Source organism: Micromonospora sp. CNB394 (assembly GCF_000374985.1).
Lineage (GTDB): Bacteria > Actinomycetota > Actinomycetes > Mycobacteriales > Micromonosporaceae > Micromonospora > Micromonospora marina.
Genome location: NZ_KB895840.1, coordinates 55150 through 74299 on the forward strand (window position 1 = coordinate 55150; position 19150 = coordinate 74299).

The 19150-nt window shown below is 75.9% G+C and carries 6 protein-coding genes; all 6 read left to right on the top strand.

All coding sequences use genetic code 11. From position 1 onward, the window contains the following. The first annotated feature begins 337 nt into the window (after window positions 1-337). From C569_RS0118230 to C569_RS0118255, 6 genes are read left to right on the top strand one after another with little or no spacing between them, the layout of a single operon-like run. Window positions 338-3790: an AMP-binding protein gene (locus C569_RS0118230; RefSeq protein WP_231394830.1), complete on the top strand. Its 3453-nt coding sequence runs from the start codon at window positions 338-340 to the stop codon at window positions 3788-3790. Beyond that, a complete protein-coding gene (locus C569_RS0118235; protein WP_018787218.1) occupies window positions 3787-6897 on the top strand; it encodes a thioesterase domain-containing protein in 3111 nt (1036 codons plus the stop codon). Before C569_RS0118230 ends, C569_RS0118235 begins: the two co-directional genes overlap by 4 nt. Next, window positions 6894-9200: a lantibiotic dehydratase gene (locus C569_RS0118240; protein WP_018787219.1), complete on the top strand. Its 2307-nt coding sequence runs from the start codon at window positions 6894-6896 to the stop codon at window positions 9198-9200. Before C569_RS0118235 ends, C569_RS0118240 begins: the two co-directional genes overlap by 4 nt. Continuing rightward, entirely contained in the window at window positions 9197-12700 is a 3504-nt protein-coding gene (locus C569_RS0118245) for a non-ribosomal peptide synthetase (RefSeq protein ID WP_018787220.1), read from the top strand. The genes C569_RS0118240 and C569_RS0118245 overlap by 4 nt, the downstream gene beginning before the upstream one ends. Before the next feature lie 29 nt (window positions 12701-12729). Further along, window positions 12730-18165, top strand: coding sequence for a type I polyketide synthase (locus tag C569_RS0118250; RefSeq protein ID WP_018787221.1), 5436 nt, complete (start codon window positions 12730-12732; stop codon window positions 18163-18165). A gap of 31 nt (window positions 18166-18196) precedes the next feature. Beyond that, window positions 18197-19150: a TauD/TfdA family dioxygenase gene (locus tag C569_RS0118255; RefSeq protein WP_026268317.1), complete on the top strand. Its 954-nt coding sequence runs from the start codon at window positions 18197-18199 to the stop codon at window positions 19148-19150.

The window sequence follows — 19150 nt, forward strand, 5'->3', positions numbered from 1 at the left end:
GCTCCCCGTGATCCGGGTCGAGCTGCGGCACCGAGGCCGTCTGCGGCGAAGATTCCACGGCCTGGAAGTATTCTCTCCGTAAAATAGTTTGTCAGCGGTCACCTACGCTGCAAATCGTCTACGCGCTAGAGGGATGATCGGACGAATTCCTCCGTCCGAGGTTCCACGGTGCCGTCCCCTCTTCGGTTCGAGCCTCGTCGCTGCTCTTCCGGCGCACGGATCGAGCCATATTCTGCTTCCAATGTGAAGTCCTGGGGGGGATCAATGATCGCATTCGTCGATCGCTGCGTGCCTGTCCTCGGTGGAGCGCAACCCGTTTCCTGACATGGCAGAGACGATGATCATCAATCGTTTCGGCGCGATCGCGGCGGTACACGGCGGACGTCCGGCCCTTCTCGGTGAGACCCACGAGGTCACCTACACCGAGCTGGCCGGGGCGGCCGGCGGGCACGCTGCGGTGTTCGCCGCCGCGGGCCTGCGCGCCGGAGACCGGATCGCGCTGCTCACCGCGCACGGTGCGCCCACCGTGGCGGCGCTGCTCGGCGCGCTCGCGGCCGGGTGCGCGTACGTGCCGCTGGACCCGGGCTTCCCGGTCGCGCGGCTGCGCCACATGGTCGACGCTGCCGGTGTCATCGCCCTGGCCTGCGCCGCCGAGCACCGCGACCTGGCGTCCACGCTGGCCGGTGACCGGCCGGTGGTGCCGCTGGACGACGTGCCGCCGGCTCCGCTGCGCCCGGTACCGGCCGACCCGGACGCGCCGGCGTACGTGCTGTTCACCTCCGGCTCCACCGGCGTGCCGAAGGCGGTCGGACAGACCCACCGCAACCTGGCCCACGTCGTCGACAACCAGATCGCCGCGCTCGGTGTCGGCCCGGACGACCGGCTCAGCCTGCTCGCGTCGTTCAGCTTCGACGCCGCCATCCCCGACCTCTATCCGGCGCTGCTCACCGGCGCCGCAGTGGTCCCGGTCGACCTGCGCCGCCACGGGCTGGCGCACACCGTCGAGCAGCTCGACCGGCACCGCGCCACGGTGCTGCACTGCACGCCCACCGTCTACCGCTTCCTGCTCGACACACTCGGCGCGCGCCGGCTGCCCACGGTGCGGGCCGTGCTGCTCGGCGGCGAGCAGGCCACCTGGGCCGACGCAGCCCGCGGCCGGGACCGGTTCGCCCCCGACTGCCTGCTCGTCAACGGCTACGGCGCCACCGAGATGACGTTCGCCGCCCGGCACGTGCAGCCGCTGTCCGAGGTGGACCCGGGCGCCCGGGGGCCGCTGCCGGTGGGCGTCGCGTTCCCCGGCTACCGGCTGGACCTCGCCCCGGACACCGGCGAGATCGTGGTCCGCAGCCGCCACCTCGCCCCCGGCTACCTCAACCAGGACAGCGACCGGTTCGGCGCCGACGCCGACGGGGTGCCGTCGTACCGCACCGGTGACCTCGGCCGGCTGCTGCCCGGCGGGGAACTGGTCTGCCTCGGCCGGCTGGACCGGCAGGTCAAGGTGCGGGGGCACCGGGTCGAGCTGACCGAGATCGAGGCGGTGCTGTCCGCCCAGCCCGGCGTCGCGGGCGTCCGCGCCGTCGTCCGCGACGGCGAACTGCTCGCGTACGCCCGCCGGGCCGGTGCCCGCCCGGACCCGGCGGCGCTGCGCGCGGCGCTGACCGCCGCGCTGCCCGGCTACGCCGTGCCCCGTGCGGTGGTGGTGGTCGACGAGTTCCCGCTCACCGTCACCGGCAAGGTCGACGAGCGGGCGCTGCCCGACCCGGTGACCGAGGTGCCCGCCGAGCAGGCACCGGCCACCGACACCGAACGCGCCGTGCACGACATCTGGTGCGCGGTGCTGGACCGCGACGCGGTCGCCCGCACCGCCAGCTTCTTCGACGTGGGCGGGCAGTCGCTGCTGCTGGGTCAGGTGCAGCAGCGACTCGCCGAGCGCTTCGGCGTACGCCTGCCGATGCTGCGCCTGTTCGACCACCCGACCGTCGCCGCCCAGGCGGCGCTGCTGCTGGACGCCCCGCCCGAGGCGGTCCGCGCCCCGGTGCTGCCCGCGCCCGCCGCGCCGGTGCGCGCCGCCCGCGAGTACACCGGCGACGAGATCGCCGTGGTCGGCGTCGCCGGGCGGTTCCCCGGCGCGCCCGACGTGGCCACCTTCTGGTGGAACCTGTGCACCGGTGTCGACTCGGTGCACGACCACACCGACGAGGAGCTGGCCGCGCTCGGCGTCGGCCCCGCCCTGCGCGCCGACCCCCGGCACGTCCGCGCCACCGGCCGGCTCGACGGGGTGGCCGACTTCGACGCCGAGTTCTTCGGTCTCGGGGCCGACGAGGCCGACCGTACCGACCCGCAGCACCGGCTGTTCCTGGAGACCGCCTGGGAGGCGCTGGAGGACGCCGGGCACGATCCGGCGCGTTTCCCCGGGCTGGTCGGCGTCTACGCCGCCACCTCGGCCAACCGCTACTTCCTGTTCCACCTCATGGACAACCCGGCGGTGGTCGGCGACGTCGACCCGGACGACTGGGAGGCCCGGCTCGTCGGCCGCCAGTTCACCGACCACCTGCCCGGGCAGGTGGCCTACCGGCTCGGGCTGACCGGCCCGGCGATGGCCGTGCAGAGCGCCTGCTCCAGCTCACTCGTCGCGGTGTGCGTCGCCGCGCAGAGCCTCGCCGACTACCAGTGCGACCTGGCGCTGGCCGGCGGGTCCACAGTGATGTGGCCCCGGCACCGGGCGGGCGGGCTCGCCTCGCCCGACGGCCGGTGCCGCGCCTTCGACGAGGCCGCCGCCGGCTCCGGGTTCGGCTCCGGCGCGGGCGTGGTGGCCCTGCGCCGGCTCGCCGACGCACAGGCCGACGGTGACCGCATCTACGCGGTCCTGCCCGGCTGGGCGGTCACCAACGACGGCCCGGACCGGGCCGGTTTCGCCGTGCCCGGCCCGGCCGGACAGGCCGCCGCCGTCGCGAACGCGCTCGCCACCGCCGAGGTCGCGCCCGGCGAGGTCCGCCTCGTCGAGGGCCACGGCAGCGGCACCCCGCTGGGCGACGCCATCGAGGTCGCCGCGCTGCACGAGGTGTACGCGGGCGCCGCGCCCGCCGAGTCCACCGCGCTCGGCTCGGTGAAGACCAACATCGGCCACCTCGACGCCGCGGCCGGCATCGCCGGGCTGATCAAGACGGTGCTGGCGGTACGGCACGGCGTGATCCCGCCGAACCTGCACTTCACCCGCCCGCACCCGGAGATCGACCTGGCCGCCGGACCGTTCTACGTGCCCACCAAGGCGCGGGACTGGCCGGACGACGCGCGCCGGGTCGCCGGAGTGAGCGCGTTCGGCCTGGGCGGCACCAACGCGCACGTCGTGGTGGAACAGCCGCCGCCCGCCGAGCCGGCCGATCCACCCGGAGAGGGACCGTGGCTGCTGCCGGTCTCCGCGCGTACCCCGGTGGCGCTGCGGGCCGCGCTGGCCCGCCTGCGCAGCCACCTCGCCGGAGCGGCCCCGGCACTGCCCGATGTGGCCGCCACGCTGGCGCTGGGCCGGCGCGCGTTCGCCCACCGGGCGGTGGTGGTCGCCGCCGACCTGCCGGCCGCGCTGTCCGCGCTGGACGTGCTGCTGGACACCGACGCCCGCGTCGCCGGTGACGGCGGCCCGCTGCGTGAGACGGCGGCCGAGTGGGTCGCCGGGCGCGACGTCGACTGGCACGAGCTGCATCCCGAGGGCACGGTCCGGCGCACCGGGCTGCCCACCTACCCGTTCCAGCGCCGCCGGCACTGGATCGACCCCGTGCAGAAAGGTCCGCGGTGAACTGGTTCGTCTCCGCCGGAAGCCGACCCGAGGCGCCGGTGCGGTTGTTCTGCCTGCCCTACGCCGGAGCGGGCGCCAGCGCGTTCCGGCGCTGGGCCGCCGAGTTCGGTCCGGGCGTCGACGTGGTGCCGGTGCAACTGCCCGGCCGGGAGAACCGGATCACCGAGGATCCGCGCTTCGGCGTGGCCGAGGTGGCCGACGCCATTGCCTCCCGCGCCGACCGCCCGTACGCGATCTACGGCCACTCGATGGGCGGACGGCTCGGCTTCGACGTGGTCCGCGAGCTGCGCCGCACCGGCCGCCCGCTGCCGCTGCGGCTCTACGTCGGCGGCGCCCGCGCGCCGCACGTCGCCACGCCCGGCCCGTTCGACGGGTTGTCCCGGGCCGGCGACGACGAGCTGCTGCGCCGCCTCGGCGAGGGCGGCGGCCTCCCCGCCGAACTGCTCGACCACCCCGAGCTGGTGGAACTGCTGCTGCCGCTGCTGCGCGCCGACTTCGGCCGGGTCGACGACTACCGCCATGTGCCGGGCGAGCCGCTGCCGGTGCCGATCGTCGTGTTCGCCGGCCGCACCGACCGGGCGGTCAGCCGGGAGCAGAGCGCCGCCTGGGCCGAGCACACCGCGGCCGGGTTCACCCTGCACGAGCTGGACGGCGGGCACTTCTTCCTGCACGACCGGCTGACCGAGCTGGCCGCGCTGATCCGGGCCGACCTGACCGCCGCGCCCACCGACACCCGCGCCGCCACGCCGGACGCGGGTCCGGACCCGGTGCGCGCCGCCGGTCGCGGGACCGCCGGCGCCGCGCACCGGGTCCCCCTCGGCGACACCGGCTGGTCGGTGTGGCGCGACGCGATGCTGCGGACCACCGGATTCCCGGCCGACGGGCTGGAGCTGTTCACCGCGCCCCGGGCCGCCGCGGCGGCCGACGAGCTGCTGGCCACCGGCGCCGGTGCGGACCGGTTCACCAAGGAGTTCGAGGAGGCGCTGCGCGCCGGCGCGCAGCGGTTCAGCGAGCTGGCCGCCGACCCGCTGCTGCGCGAGGCGGTCACCTGGCAGAACCGGGGCGCGCTCGTCGCGTTCGACGGGCTGGTGCGCGGCGGGGCCGACGCGGCCCGCAACGTGCGCCGCCGGGACCGGGAACGGGCGTTGCTGAAGTACTGGCAGCGCTACTGCGGCAAGAACGAGACGGTCGGCTTCTTCGGTCCCGGCTGCTGGGTCACAGTCGATCCCGCGCAGCCGGACGTTGCCCGGGTCGACCCCGGCGAGCGCCTGACCCGGCGGCGCTGGGTGTGGTTCGAGTCGTGGACGCTGTCCGCGTACGCCGCACGGATCGGCGCGGACCTGGCGGTGCGCCGGTGGTGGCCGCCGATGCTGCGGGCCCACCTGGCGGTCCGGGACCGCGACGTGCTGCGGCCCGGCCGCCCGCCGCTGACGCTGACCCCGGTCGAGGCCGCGCTGCTGCGCGCGGCGGACGGCCGGCGCGCCGCCGCCGACCTGGTCGCCGATCCGGCGATCGGACTGCGCCGCCCCGAGGACGGGTACGCGCTGCTCGACCGGCTGGTCGAGCGGGAACTGATCACCTGGGACGCGGCCCTGCCGGTGAGTCCGGACGCCGAGCGGGTGCTGGCCGACCGCATCGACGCGATCGGCGACGAGCCGGCCCGCGCCGCCGCCCGCGCCGGGTTCGACCGGCTGCGCGCCGCCCGCGACGACGTCGCCGCCGCAGCGGGCGACGCGGACCGGCTGCGGGCCGCCCTGGACGCGCTGGACACCACGTTCACCGAGCTGACCGGCGTGCCCGCGGTACGCCGAGCCGGGCAGATGTACGCCGGCCGCACGGTCTGCTACGAGGACAGCGCCCGGGATCTGGACGTGGTGTTCGGCGCGCCGCTGCTGGCCGAGCTGGCCGCCCCGCTGGACGTGCTGCTGCGCGCCGCCCGCTGGCTGGCCAACGCGCTCGCCCGCGCCTACCTCGACGTGCTGCGCGGCCTGTACGACGAACTGCGCGCCGAGTCCGGCGCCCCGGTGCCGCTGGCCGACCTGTGGTTCCTCGCCCAGGGGATGTTCTGGGGCGACGGGGAGCGGCCGGTCGACGCGGTGGCGGCGGACTTCGCGGCCCGCTGGGCCGGGCTGTTCGGCCTGGACACGCTGCCCGCCGGCACCACCGACGTGCGGCTGCGCGCGACCGACCTCGCCGGCCGCATCGACGCGGCGTTCCCCGGCGACGGTCCCGAATGGTCGAACGCCGCCATCCACAGCCCCGACCTGCAGATCTGCGCCACCGACGCGGACGCGCTGCGGCGCGGCGACTACACGGTGGTGCTCGGCGAGCTGCACGCCGCCTGGTCGTCGTTCGACTGCGCGGTCTTCACCCCGTCGCACCCGGACGTGGAGCGGCTGCGCGACGCGCTCGCGGCGGACATGGGGCAGCGGCGGGTCCGGCTGCTGTTCCCGGCCGACTGGCCGCGGCGTACCAGCCGTACCGCCGAGTCGCTGACCGGCCCGGCCGACCGGCACCTGGCGTTCCTCGACGCGCCGGGCGCCGACCCGGCCCGCGTGCTGCCCACCGTCGGCCTGGTCGTCGACGAGGTGGACGGCGAACTGGTCGCCACCGCCTCGGACGGTCAGCGCTGGCCGCTCGTCGAGATCTTCGCCGAGCCGCTCAGCGCGCACGCCGTGGACGGGTTCAAACTGGTCGCCGCCGCGCCGTACACGCCCCGGGTCACGGTGGACCGGCTGGTGCTGGCCCGGCAGACGTGGCGGACCACAGTCGGCGAGAGCGGCCTGGCCGTGCCGAACGGCGAACCGGACCGGTTCCTCGCCGTCCGGGACTGGCGCCGCCGCCTCGGCCTGCCCGAGCGGGTGTACGTCAAGCTCGGCACCGAGACCAAGCCCTGCTTCGTGGACCTGTCCGCGCCGGCGTTCGCCACCACGCTCTGCGCGATGGTGCGCGCCGCCCGGGTCGACGGCGGCGACGACGTGTCGTTCACGGTCAGCGAGATGCTGCCCGCGCCGGAGCAGGCATGGGTGCCCGACGGGCAGGGCCGCCGCTACTTCAGCGAGCTGCGCCTGCACATCACCGACGCCCGGCGGGAGGAGTACCGGTGAGCCACCTGCTGCCCCTGGGCGAGACCGGCTGGTCGGTGTGGCGGGACGTGGTCCTGCGTACCGCCGGTTTCCCGGCCGCCGGGCTGGACCGGTTCGCCGCGCCGGACTGCGCCGCCGCCGCGGACGCGCTGCTCGCCGGCGACACCGGCCCCGAGGTGTTCGGCAAGGCCCTGGCCGAGGCGTTCGCCGAGTCCTCGGCGGTGGCCGGCGAGCTGGCCGCCGACCCGCTGCTGCGCGAGGCGGTGACCTGGCAGAACCCGGACATGCTGATCGCGCTGGACGGGCTGCTGCGCACCGACCCGCAGGTCCGCAACGTGCGCCGCCGCAAGCGCGAGCTGAGCCTGCTGCGCTACTGGCAGCGCTACTGCGGCAAGGCCGAGACGATCGGCTTCTTCGGCCCGGTCTGCTGGGGCACGTTCGACACCACCCGGCCCGGGGTGCACACCGTGCCCGGTGACGCGCTCGTGCACCGGCGGCGGGTGTACTTCGAGGCGTGGGCGCTCATCGCGTACGCCGACCGGCTCGCCGACGACCTGGCGGTGCGCCGGTGGTGGGCGCCGGCCCTGCAACCGCACCTGACCGTCGCCGGGCGGGAGCTGCGCGCCCCGCTGCACCCGCCGATCGCGCTGACCCCGGTCGAGGCGCTGGTGCTCGGCGCCTGCGACGGGCGCACGCCGGCGGTGGAGCTGGCGGAGCGGCTGTGCGACGCCGGAGAGGTGCACAGCGCCGACGACGTCTACCTGTTGCTGGACCGCTGGGTCGAGCACGGCCGGCTCAACTGGGGTGCGAACCTGCCGATCGCACCGGACGCCGAGCGCGTGCTCGAAGCGCGGATCGCCGCGATCGGCGACGATGCGGTCCGCGCCGCGACGGCGGCCGAGTTCGGCCGGCTGTGCGCCGCCCGCGACGAGGTGGCCGCCGCGGCCGGCGACCCGGACCGGCTCGGCGCCGCGCTCGCCGCGCTCAACGCCGGCTTCACCGCCGTCACCGGCCGCCCGGCCACCCGGCGCAGCGGGCAGATGTACGCCGCCCGCACGGTCTGCTACGAGGAGACCGCCCGCGACCTGGAGTTCCGGATCGGTTCGGCGGTGATCGACGCGCTCGCCGAGCCGATGGCGGTGGTGCTGCGTACCGCCCGCTGGTTCACCGGCGAGGTGGCCGGCCTCTGCGGCGACCTCTTCACCGAGCTGCACGAGGAACTGGCCGCCGACGGCGGACCGGTACGGCTGGCCGACCTGTGGCTGCTCGCCCAGGGCACGCTCGTCGCCCCGGACGGCCCGATCGGCCGGGCCGGCGCCACGCTCACCGCCCGCTGGGCCGAGCTGTTCGGCCTGGCGGACCTGCCCGCCGGGCAGGCGGAACTGCGGCTGCGCGCCGCGGACCTGACCGAGCGGGCCCGGGAACTGTTCCCGGCGACGCGGCCCGGCTGGCCGTCGGCCCGGCTGCACAACCCGGACGTGCAGCTCAGTGCCGCCTCGCCGGAGGCCGTGGAGCGCGGCGACTTCCTGCTGGTGCTCGGCGAGCTGCACCCGGCCTCGGTCGCCTTCGACAGCGCGGTGCTCAGCCCGTTCCACCCGGACCCGGCCGCGTTGCGCGCCGACCTCGACGCCGACCTGGGTCCGGTCCGGCTGCGGGTGCTGTGGCCGGACAGCTTCCCCCGCCGCACCACCCGCACCACGTACGCGCTGACCGGCCCGGCGGACCGCCAGCTCGGCATCGACACCGCGCACGGCGCCGACGTGGACCGCCTGGTCCCGGCCACCGCCGTGCTGGTCGAGCGCACCGGCGACCAGCTCACCGCGGTCTTCCCCGACGGCGCCCGCTGGCCGCTGATGGAGGTGTTCGCCACGCTGCTCGGCTCGCTGCTGCTCGACGCGTTCAAGCTGCTCGGCGCCGCCGCGTACACGCCCCGCATCACCATCGACCGGCTGGTCGTGGCGCGGCGCACCTGGCGCACCACGGCCGGGGCGTGCGGGCTGGGCGGCCACTCCGACGAGTCCGCCCGCTACCTGGCGGTACGCCGCTGGCACGCCGAGACCGGCCTGCCCGAGCGGGTCTTCGTCAAGGTCGGCACCGAGATCAAACCCTGCTACGTGGACCTGACCGGGCCGCTGTACGCGCAGTCGCTGTGCGCCATGGTCGACGCCGCGCTGCGTACCGGGCCGGACGTGCCGGTGGTGGTCTCCGAACTGCTGCCCGCGCCCACCGAAGCCTGGGTGCCCGACGCCCGGGGCCGCGGCTACGTCAGCGAACTCCGCCTCCAGATCACCGACCCGGCCGAACCCCTTGGAGCACTCCGGTGACCGACACCCTTACCGTCAGCGCCGTCCACGGCCCGGATCTGCCCTGGCCGGACGCCACCCTCGCGGACCTGATCACCGAGCAGGCCGCCCGCACGCCGGACGCGGTGGCGGTGCGCCAGTGGGACACCCGCCTCACCTACCGCCAGCTCGTCGACCGGGCCGCCGGGGTGGCCGCCGCGCTGCGCGGGCACGGCGTCGGCCGGGGCGACCGGGTCGGTGTGTGCGGCGCGCGTACCCCCGACCTGGTGGCCACAGTGGTCGGCGTGCTGCTGTCCGGCGCCGCGTACGTGCCGCTGGAGCCGGGCGGCCCCCGGGCGCGGCTGCGCGGCATCGCCCGCGACGCGGGCGTACGGGTGGTGGTCGGCGACGCGGCAGCGGCCGAGTTCGGCGACGAACCCGGCGTGACGACGCTCGGACCGCCCGGGCCGGCCCCGCTCGCGCCCTGCCCGGCCCGCCCCGGCGACCCGGCGTACGTGCTGTTCACCTCCGGTTCCACCGGCCGCCCGAAGGGCGTGCTGAACACCCACCGCAACCTGGTCGAGTTCGTCACCGGCGTGACCGCGCTGACCGGCGCCGACGCCTCGGTGCGCAGCCTCGGCATCGCCTCGCTCGGCTTCGACGTGGTCGTCATGGACCTGTTCGTGCCGCTGACGCTCGGCGGGTCGGTGCAGCTGCTCGGCGCCGAGGACCGGGCCGACCCGGCGCGGATCGCCCGGTTCGCCGCCGCGCACGAGGTGACCTGGGGCTTCATCACCCCCACCGTGCTGTCGCTGCTGGACCCGGCCGGGTTTCCGTCGTGGCGGGTGCTGATCTGCGGCGGCGAGGCGGTCCCGGCCGAGCTGGTCGCCCGCTGGTCGCCCGGCCGGCGCTTCGTCAACGGCTACGGCCCGACCGAGACCAGCGTCCTGGCGGTCACCTGCGACCTCACCGACGCCGACACCGACCCGATGCCGATCGGCCGGCCACTGCCCAACCACCGGGCGTACGTGGTCGACTCCGACCTGCGGCCGGTGCCGGCGGGCCAGACCGGCGAGCTGCTCATCGGCGGGCCGGGCCTGGCCGACGGCTACCTCAACCGGCCCGGCCTGACCGCCGAGCGGTTCGTGCCCGACCCGTTCGGCGACGTGCCCGGCGAGCGGCTCTACCGCACCGGTGACCTGGTCCGGCAGGGCCCGGACGGCCGGATCGTCTACCTCGGCCGCGCCGACCGGCAGGTGAAGGTACGCGGCCAGCGCATCGAGCTGGGCGAGATCGAGGCCGTGCTGGCCGCCTGCCCCGGCGTCGAGCGCGTCGCGGTGGAGGCGGTACCCGGCCCGGCCGGCCCCGAGCTGGTCGCGTTCCTCACCCCGGCCGGCGCGCCGGACGACGACGAGCTGCGGGCGTACGCGGCGACACGGCTGACCACCGCGATGCTGCCGGCCCGGACGGTGCGGCTGGACGCGCTGCCGGTCAGCGCGACCACCGGAAAGCTGGACCGGCCGGCGCTGCGCGAGCTGGCGGCGGCCACCCCGGCCACCGTGGACGACGCGCCCGCCGGCGACGACCCGGTGACGGCCGCGGTCCGGCGCGCCTGGACCCGGCTGCTCGGCGCCGCGCCCGCCCCGGACAGCGACTTCCTCGCCGCCGGCGGCAACTCCATCGCCGCGATGCGGCTGGTCGCCGCGCTGCGCGCGGAGCTGGGCCGACAGGTGGACACGCGGGTGCTGTTCGCCGACCGCACGTTCGCCGCGCTCGTGGACCGGGTCCGCGCCGCCGACCCCGCCGACGCCGACGGGCTCACCACCGGCAACCCGCCGACGCTGTCGCCGCCGCAGCGGCGGCTGTGGTTCATGGACCATCTCGCCCCGTCCAGCGCGCCGTACAACATCGCCGTCGCGCACCGGCTGCGCGGGCCGCTGGACGTCACCGCGCTCGGCGCCGCGCTGCGGGCCGTCGCGGAACGCCACGACGTGCTGCGCTGGCGCATCCCGCACAACGGCGGCGTGCCGTACGCGGTCCGCGAGGAACCCACCGACGTGGCCGTGCCGGTGGTCGACCTGACCGGTGCGCCCGACCCGGACGCCGAGCTGGCGGGCATGCTCGCGGCCGGCGCCGGGCACGCGTTCGACCTGGCCACCGGGCCGCCCTGGCAGGTGACCGTGTACCGGCTCGACGCCGATGAGCACGTGCTCGCGGTGACTGTGCACCACGCGGTCTTCGACGGCTGGTCCGAGGCGTTGCTCTACGACGAGCTGGCGCTCGCGTACGCCCGCGCGCTCGGCCGGTCGGTGCCGGGCCGCCCGCCGCTGCCCGCCGCGTACGCCGACTACGCGGTGTGGCGCGCCGACCGGGACGGGCGCCGCGGCGAGACGGACCTGGCCTGGTGGACCGCGCACCTGGCCGGCGCTCCCACGGTGCTGGACCTGCCCCGCGACCGTCCCCGACCGGCTGTGCAGACGTACGCCGGCGCGGAGGCCGCGGTGCGGCTGGACGAGACCGCCGACCGGGCCGTGCGCGACCTGGCGGCCCGGCGCGGCACCACTGTCGCGGCGGTGCTGCTGGCCGCGTTCGGCGAGCTGCTGCGCCGGGTCACCGGCGGTGACGAGCACGTGCTCGGCGCGATCGTCGCGGATCGGCGGCTGGCCGCGTTCGACGAGGTGATCGGGTTCTTCATCGACACCGTGCCGGTGCGGGTCCGCTCCGGCGGCGCGAGCTTCGCCGAGCAGGTCGACCGGGCCGCCGCCGAACTGCACGAGGTCACCGCCCGCCCGGGCGCCCCACTGGAACGTATCGTCGAGGCGCTCGGCGTGGGCCGGGACACCTCCCGCGCCCCGCTGGTGCAGGTGCTGTTCAACGTGCTCAACTTCGTCGCGCCCCGGTTGGCGCTGACCGGCCTGACCGCCGAGCCGGTGCCGGTGCCCAAGCCCGGGTCGCCGTTCGACCTGACCGTCTACGTGGTGGAACGCGACGGGCGGGTCGGTGTCGAGGTGGTGCACAACCCGGACCTGTTCACCGCCGAGCGGATCACCGCGCTTCTGACCGACCTGGCCGCCCTGGTCGGCGCGCTCGCCGCCGACCCGGACGCCCCGGCCGCCGAGGTCGCGCCCGACCTGCCCCGCCCGGCGGTACGGGTCGCCGCGCTCGGCGCGATGACGGTGGCCACCGCCGAACCGGCCCGCGCGCCGCTGCCCGCCGGCTCGGACGCGCTCACCGCCACCGAGGAGCTGATCGCCGGGATCTGGCGGGACGTGCTCGGCCGCGACGCGGTCGGGGTCAGCGACAACTTCTTCGACATCGGCGGCCACTCGATGGCCCTCGCCGCGGTGCACGCCCGGCTCACCGAGGCCACCGGCCGCTCGATCACCATGCTCGACCTGTTCCGCCACCCGACCGTGCGGGCGCTCGCCGCCAGCCTCGACGGGGCCGCCGACCGGCCGGAACTGGCCCGCGCCGCGATGCGCGCCGCCGCCCGGCGGGGCCGCGCCCGCCGTACCCCGCCACCTCGCCGACCCCACCCGTGACGCGATCCCTTGTGAATGAGAGAACCCCCATGCAGAACGACATGCCCGCCGACGACGGCGTCGAGCCCATCGCCATCGTCGGGCTCGCCGCCCGCCTGCCCGGCGCGGCCGACGTCGACGAGTTCTGGCGCAACCTGGTCGACGGCGTGGAGTCGACGACCGAGCTGACCCGCGAGGAGCAGCTCGCCCGCGGGGCCCAGCCGCAGGAGGTCGACGACCCGGGCTGGGTCAACCGTGCCCCGCTGGTGGACGGCTACGACGAGTTCGACGCCGGCCTGTTCGGGATGACCGCCCGCGAGGCCGAGATCACCGATCCGCAGCACCGGCTGTTCCTGGAGACCTGCTACACCGCGTTGCAGAACGCCGGCTACGACCCGGGCCGCTACGACGGCGCGGTGGGCGTGTACGCCGGGACCGGCGGCAACACGTACCTGCACCGCAACGTGCTGCGCAACAAGCGGGTCGGCGGGAACCCGCACAGCACCGTCTCGCTGGCCACCGGAAACTCGCCGAACTACGTGGCCACCAACGTGTCGTACCGGCTGGACCTGCGCGGGCCCAGCATGACCGTGCACACCGCCTGCTCCACCTCCCTGGTGGCGTTCCACCTGGCCTGCGAGGCGCTGCGCAACGGCGAGTGCGACATGGCCCTGGCCGGCGGCGTCAACATCGAGCTGCCGCACGTCGGCTACCTCGGCATGGACGGCTTCACCTCGCCGGACGGGCGGTGCCGGCCGTTCGACGCCGGAGCGAACGGCACGGTGTGGGGCAGCGGCGTCGGCGTGACGCTGCTCAAGCGGCTCTCCGACGCGATCGCCGACGGCGACACCATCCGCGCGGTCGTGCTCGGCAACGCCATCAACAACGACGGCGCCGGGAAGGTCGGCTTCACCGCCCCCAGCATCGACGGGCAGATGGAGGCCGTCGCCCAGGCCGTCGAGCTGGCCGGCGTCGACCCGCGCAGCATCAGCTACGTCGAGGCGCACGGCACCGGCACCGCGCTCGGCGACCCGATCGAGGTCGCCGCGCTGTCCGCCGTCTACACCAAGGACACCGACGAGCGCGGCTGGTGCGGCATCGGCTCGGTGAAGTCGAACATCGGCCACCTCAGCCAGCCCTCCGGCATCGTCAGCGTGATCAAGACGGTGCTGGCGATGGAGCACGGGCTGATCCCGCCGACCATCAACTACGAGACGCCGAACCCGGCCATCGACTTCGCCGACACCCCGTTCTACGTGGCGAACACGCTGACCAAGTGGGACGCCGACGGCGGTCCGCGCCGGGCCGGCGTCAGCTCCTTCGGCATCGGCGGCACCAACGCGCACGTGGTGCTGGAGGAGGCACCGGCCGCCGGCCGGTCCGAGCCGCCGGCCCGCCCGGCGCACCTGCTCCAGGTGTCGGCGAAGACCCCGACCGCGCTGGACACCGCCGTGCGGCGGCTCGCCGACCACCTGGACAGCGGCAGCGACGTGGCGCTGGCCGACGTGGCGCACACGCTGCGCGTCGGCCGCCAGGTGTACCCCCACCGCGCCGCCGTCGTCGCCGGTGACCCGGCGTCCGCCGCCGCCGCGCTGCGCGAGCGGCGCAAGGGCCACCGGGGTGCCGCCGAGGGCTCCGCGCCCCGGGTGGCGTTCCTGTTCAGCGGCCAGGGCTCGCAGTACGCCGGCATGGGCGCCGAACTGTACGCGCAGGACAGCGCGTACGCCGCCGCCGTCGACGAGTGCGCGGAGCTGCTCCGCCCCGAGCTGGGCCTGGACATCCGCGACCTGATCCTGGGCCGCGACCCGGAGGCGGCGGACAAGCTCACGCAGACCCGCTGGACCCAGCCCGCCCTGTTCACGGTCGAGTACGCGCTCGCCGCCGCCTGGCGGGCCGCCGGGGTGACCCCGGCCGCGATGATCGGCCATTCCATCGGCGAGTACGTCGCCGCGACCGTCGCCGGGGTGATCGACCTCGCCGACGCGCTGCGCGTGGTGGCCGCCCGGGGTCGGCTCATGCACTCCCTGCCGGCCGGTTCGATGCTGGCGGTCACGCTCGACGAGTCGGAGGTGACCGGCCGGCTGCCCGAGGGCCTGTCGGTGGCCACCGTCAACGGCCCCGGCACCTGCGTGGTCGCGGGCGAGACGGCGCTGGTGGAGGAGTTCGCGGCGAGCCTCGGTGGCAAGAACAAGTCGAAGCTGCTGCGCACCTCGCACGCGTTCCACTCGCCGATGATGGACCCGCTCCTGGACGAGTTCACCGTGCTGATGGCCACGGTGCCGCTGCGGGCACCCGCGGTGCCGTTCGTGTCGAACGTGACCGGCACCTGGATCACCGAGGCGCAGGCCACCGACCCGGCGTACTGGGCGGCGCACCTGCGCCGCCCGGTCCGCTTCGGCGCGTGCGTCGCCACCCTGCTCGCCGAGGGCACCTGGGCGCTGGTCGAGTGCGGGCCCGGCCGGCAGCTGGCCAACCTGGCCCGGATGCAGGTCGCCAAGGCCGGTGCGGCGCAGCGGGCGCTGACCCCGCTGGGCAGCCTGCCCGGTCCCGGTGAGCAGACCGGTGACGTGGCCGCGTTGCTCGGCACCGCCGGCGCGCTCTGGTGCGCCGGGGTGCCGGTGAGCGTCCCCGCCGACCCGCACGCGCGACGGGTGCCGCTGCCCACGTACCCGTTCGAGCGGCGCCGCTACTGGATCGACCCGGAGCCGGAGCAGGAGCCCGCCGCGGCGCCGGTGGAGACCGGTCCCCGCCTGCTGCCGGAGTGGTTCGCGGTGCCGGTGTGGCGGCAGGCCGCCCCGACCCGGACGGCCGAGCCGCTGGGCCGCTGCCTGGTGCTGGCCGACGGCCCGCGCGGCGAGGCGCTCGTGGCCGCGTTGCGCGCCGCCGGCGACGACCCGGTCGAGGTACGCGCCGGCGAGGCGTTCACCGCGACCGCCAACGGTTTCCGGCTGCGCCCCGGCGTACGCGCCGACGCCGAGGAACTGGTCGCCGCGCTCGGCGCCGACCTGCCCCGGCGGATCGTGCACGCGTTCGCGCTCGACGGCGAGCCGGTCGGCACCGACGCGGCGGCTGCCTGGGCGGCGCAGGAGCGCGGCTTCTTCGGCGCGCTGCACCTGGTGCAGGCCCTCGCCGGCGCCGGTGTGACGGTCGACGAGGCGGGCGTACGCCTGGACCTGGTCACCGCCGGCATCGGCGACGTACGCGGCGACGACCTGACCCGCCCGGAGCACGCCACGCTGGCCGGCCTGGCCCGGGTGCTCCCGGCCGAGCTGCCCGGCCTGACCGTGCGGCTGCTCGACACCGACCCGGCCGCGCGTGGCGTCGCCGCCCTGGTGGCCGAGCTGCGCAGCCCGGTAGACGCCGAGCACCCGGAGGTGGCGCTGCGCGGCGACCGCCGCTGGCTGGGCGGCTACGAGCAGGTGAGCGTGGCCGCCGAGGACGTGCCGGGCGTGCTGCGCGAGGAGGGCCGCTACCTGATCACCGGCGGTCTCGGCGGCATCGGCGTCACCCTCGCCGAGGACTTCGCCGGCCGGGTCCGCGCCAAGCTGGTGCTGCTGGCCCGGTCCGGGCTGCCCGAGCGGGACGCCTGGGACGCGCACCTCGCGGTGCACGGCGGTACCGACCGGGCCGGGCGGGCCATCGCGGCGATCCGCCGGATGGAGGCCGCGGGCGCCGAGGTGCTGGTGCTCGCCGCCGACGTCACCGACGCCGACGACCTGCGCCGGGTCCGCGACGAGGTGGAGCGCCGGTTTGGCGGGCTGGACGGCATCGTGCACGCCGCCGGTCTGCCCGGCGGCGGCATGGCCGAGGTGAAGGAGCGCGACGAGGCGCGGCGTGTGCTGGCCCCGAAGCTGGCCGGCACCCTGGCGCTGGCCCGGGTCTTCGGTGACCTGCCGCTGGACTTCGTCGTGCTGTGCTCCTCGATCACCGCGGTGATCGGCGGGTTCGGCCAGGTCGACTACTGCGCCGCGAACAACTTCCTGGACGCGTTCGCGCGTTCCGGCACCGGGTTCCGCGCGCCTGTGGTGTCGCAGAACTGGGGTGGCTGGGCCGAGGTCGGCATGGCGGTGGAGACCGCCGCGCCGGCCGGGTTCCGGGCCGCCGGGCGGGACACCGTGACCACGGCGGTCGCCCACCCGGTGCTCACCACGATGGTCGCCGGCCCGGACGGCACGGTGCTGCACGGCCTGGTCTCGGCCGGCACCCACTGGCTGCTCGACGAGCACCGGATCGGCGGGGTGCCGGTGGTGCCGGGCACCGCCCACCTGGAGTCGGTGCGCGCGGCGGTGGTCGCGGCGCTGCCCGCGCCGGGGCCGGATGCCGCGGTGGAGCTGCGTGACGTGGTGTTCCTGGAGCCGTTCTCGGTGCCGGACGGCACCGTGGCCCAGTACCGGGTCGAGCTGACCCCGGCCGAGGACGGCACCGACTTCACAGTCGCCAGCCTCGCCGCCGGTCAGGCGCGCACCCACGTCCGCGGCACCGCCGGCTGGACCACCGACGCGGCCCCGCCGGCCGCCGTGCCCACGGTGACCGGGCGGCGGGTCGACGACGACGCGTCGTTCGGCAGGGGACGTACCAGCATGCTCACGTTCGGGCCGCGTTGGGCGGCGCTGGCCGAGCACCACCTCGCCGACGGCGAGGAACTGGCCCGGGTGCAGGCACCCGCCGCCGCGCTCGGTGACCTGCCCTCCTGGGGCATGCACCCGGCGCTGCTGGACGTGGCCACCGCGTTCGGCCGGGGACAGGGCTCCGGCACCTACCTGCCGCTGTCGTACGGCCGGATCGTGGTGCGCGGGCCGCTGCCCGCGACGTTCCACAGTCACCTGCGGCACCGGCCCGCCGCCACCGACGAGGTGGTCGCCGCCGACCTGTCGCTGCGCGACCCGGACGGGCGGGAACTGGTCGCGATCGGCGACTTCGTGCTGCGTCGGGTCGACCGGGACGCGGTCACCGGCAACCTGGCCGAGTCCCCGGCGGCGGGCGGTGACGCCCCGGCGGCGGTCACCGAGGACATCCGGCCGGTCGACGGCGCGGAGGCGTTCCGCCGCAGCCTCGCCGCCGGCCTCGGCGCCCAGGTGGTGATCACCACCCGCACCGTCGCCGACATCCGGCGCCGGGCGGCCCGGGTCACCACCGACAGCCTCGCCGAGGAGACCGACGCGCCGACCGGCCCGACGACGGCCGCCGGCGGCTCGGCGGCGCCCGGCACCGAGCTGGAGAAGACGATCGCCCAGGTGTGGCGCGACGGCCTCGGCGTCACCGACGTCGGCGTGGACGACGACTTCTTCGCCCTCGGCGGCAACTCGCTGGTCGCCGTGCAGCTCATCGCCGCCATGCGCAAGGCGACCGGCGTACGGCTGCCGATGCGCAGCCTCTTCGAGACCCCCACGGTGGCCGGACTGGCCGCCCGGATCGAGGAGCTGCGCGCCGGGGCACCGGCCGCCCCGGCGGCGATCCCGGCCATCCCGCGGCTGCCCCGCGGCTGACCTCCCGACGCAGAACCAGGAGACAAGCACCATGAGCGAGACAACCACGACGCTTCCGGTGGTCGTCGAGAGCGACGGCCGGGCGCTGACCGACCTGATCACGGCCCGGCGCGCCGAGCTGCGCGACACCCTCGTCGCCAGCGGAGGGCTGCTGTTCCGCGGCTTCGACGTGGGCGGCGTGGACGGCTTCGACCAGGCCGTCCGCGCGCTCGCCGGGGAGCCGCTGACCTACACCGAGCGCTCCTCGCCCCGGCACTCGATCAAGGGCCGGGTCTACACCTCGACCGACTACCCGCCGGACGAGGAGATCTTCCTGCACAACGAGAACTCGTACCAGGCGCGCTGGCCGCTGACGCTGTTCTTCTACTGCGTCACGCCGCCGGACAGCCGGGGCGCCACGCCGCTGGCCGACGTGCGCCGGGTGTACGAGCTGGTCGACCCCGCGGTCCGCGAGGAGTTCGTCCGCCGCCGGTGGATGCTGGTGCGCAACTTCCACGGCGACTTCGGCACCCGCTGGCAGGAGGTGTTCGACACCGAGAGCCGCGCCGAGGTCGAGGCGTACGCGGCGGACAACGGGATCAGCGTGGAGTGGGTCGGCGAGGACGGCCTGCGTACCCGCGCGGTCCGCGACGTGGTGCACCACCGGCCCGGGTCGGACACCCCGCGCTGGTTCAACCACGCCACCTTCTTCCACCTCAGCACGCTGCCGGCTGACTACCAGGAGGGGCTGCTGGCCATGTTCGGCGCCGACGGGCTGCCGGCGAACACCTACTACGGCGACGGCGGCGAGATCCCCACCGACGTCATGGACCACCTCCGCGCCGCCTACCGGGCCGCCACCGTCCGCTTCGACTACCAGCGCGACGACGTGCTGGTGGTGGACAACATGACCGCCGCGCACGGCCGGGAACCGTTCACCGGTCCCCGCAAGATCGCCGTGGCGATGGCCGAGCCGTACACCCCCGAGAACGCAGGAGCGAACTGA

Bases quoted from the DNA above. Each gene is read 5' to 3' on its own strand.
- C569_RS0118230 (WP_231394830.1), top strand. From the start codon at position 338: ATGATCATCAATCGTTTCGGCGCGATCGCGGCGGTACACGGCGGACGT.
- C569_RS0118250 (WP_018787221.1), top strand. From the start codon at position 12,730: ATGCAGAACGACATGCCCGCCGACGACGGCGTCGAGCCCATCGCCATC.
- C569_RS0118255 (WP_026268317.1), top strand. From the start codon at position 18,197: ATGAGCGAGACAACCACGACGCTTCCGGTGGTCGTCGAGAGCGACGGC.